Below are 1,556 nucleotides of genomic sequence, written 5' to 3'. Positions count from 1 at the left end.
GCATGGCGTGGTTTCTGCACAATCAGGTCCCGCGGCGCGTGATGCAGCCAGGACAGGATGATGACGTGGCTGGCGCGCTCCAGCCCCCGTAAGCCATTTCGGTAGGGCGCGTCGATGGTCAGCACTGCCTTCTGCCCGGTCTCGCGCGCGGCGCGCATGTTCTTCGGGCAGGTTTCGCGCGTCGTCCACGGCGAGGCAATGCGGCCGATGAAGACGATGCCGTCATCCGGCGGCATCAGTGCGGGATCGTTTTCCAGCCTCTGCTCGCCTTCGCGGGCCTCGAACATCTCACGCGGTCCAGTCATGGCCCATGTCTCTTAAAACGCCACACAAGCGGCATTTTCTTGTCCGGAAGCGACATAGCGCTTGCAAGGTTTCGAAAACTGACATAAACATATGTTTATATCTTTTCAAAGAGAATACGCTGATGCATGTCTCGCTCGACACTATGGTGGATACGTTAAAGGCGGCGGCCGAATCCAGCCGATTGCGCATACTGGCACTTCTGTCGCGCGGTGACCTCACCGTTTCCGATCTTACCGAAATTCTCGGCCAGTCGCAGCCGCGCGTTTCGCGGCACCTGAAGCTGCTTCTGGAGGCAGGGCTGATCGGCCGCTACCAGGAAGGGTCCTGGGCCTTCTTCCGCCTGTCGGATGCGGATTCCGCGCGTGACTTCGTCATGGGCCTGGTTTCCGGCATTCGCGGCGCCGATCCGCAGGTCGAGCGCGATCTTGAGCGCCTGGCCTCGGTCAAGCGCAAGCGGCAGGACCGGGCGGTCGAGTATTTTTCCGTGAATGCGGCAAGCTGGGACCATATCCGCTCGCTTCATGTGCCGGACCGCGCCGTCGAAGCCGCAATGCTGAAACTGGTCGGCAAGCGGCCGTTCCAGTCGATGCTCGATCTCGGCACCGGCACCGGGCGGCTGCTCGAAATCTTCTCGCCGCTCTATCGGCGCGGTGTCGGGATCGACATGTCGCGCGAGATGCTGACCGTGGCGCGCGCCAATCTCGACAAGGCCGGCGTTTCGAACGCGCAGGTTCGGCAGGGCGACATCTTCGCGCCGCCGGTCGAGCGCGATGCCTTCGATCTCGTCACCATCCATCAGGTGCTGCACTATCTCGACGATCCCGCCCGCGCCATCCACGAGGCGGCGCGGCTTTTGCGTCCGGCAGGACGCCTGGTCATCGTCGATTTCGCGCCGCATGCGCTGGAATTCCTGCGCGAGGAGCATGCGCATATGCGGCTCGGCTTTTCCGACCGGCAGATCGCCGACTGGTTTTCGGAAGCCGGCCTCGATCTCGAAGATGCCCAGGAGTTCGAGCCGCGCGGTGGCAATGAGGCGAGGCTCACTGTGAAACTCTGGCTCGGCCGCGATCGGCGCCTGCTGATTGCCGATCCTTCCAACGACACAAGGCAGGCCAAAGCGAACTCGATGGGGGAAATCGCATGAACCAGTTCCGCTTTTCCCGCCGCCCCGACATCGGCGACAAGGTCAGGTTTTCCTTCGAATTCTTCCCGCCGAAGACGGACGAGATGGAAGCGAGGCTGTGGGAGAC

At 62.4% G+C, this 1,556-nt stretch carries 2 protein-coding genes and 1 pseudogene; 2 read left to right on the top strand and 1 reads right to left on the bottom strand.

All coding sequences use genetic code 11. The features are described from left to right. Positions 1-305: pseudogene (locus EN879_RS35290) on the bottom strand (tRNA (N6-threonylcarbamoyladenosine(37)-N6)-methyltransferase TrmO); the annotation flags it as partial. A 122-nt stretch (positions 306-427) separates the two neighbouring features. On the opposite strand from EN879_RS35290, the gene EN879_RS35285 reads away from it, so the two are divergent. Then, positions 428-1,450 carry a metalloregulator ArsR/SmtB family transcription factor gene (locus EN879_RS35285; protein WP_013530933.1) on the top strand — a complete coding sequence of 341 codons (1,023 nt, stop codon included), beginning with the start codon at positions 428-430 and terminating at the stop codon, positions 1,448-1,450. Further along, a partial coding sequence (locus tag EN879_RS40375; protein ID WP_245493928.1) for a methylenetetrahydrofolate reductase occupies positions 1,447-1,556 on the top strand: 110 nt, incomplete at its 3' end. The genes EN879_RS35285 and EN879_RS40375, both read left to right, overlap by 4 nt.

The sequence above is a fragment of the Mesorhizobium sp. M7A.F.Ca.AU.002.02.1.1 genome (assembly GCF_003998535.1).
GTDB lineage: Bacteria > Pseudomonadota > Alphaproteobacteria > Rhizobiales > Rhizobiaceae > Mesorhizobium > Mesorhizobium ciceri.
This window is presented reverse-complemented; position numbering and strand designations above follow the sequence as displayed.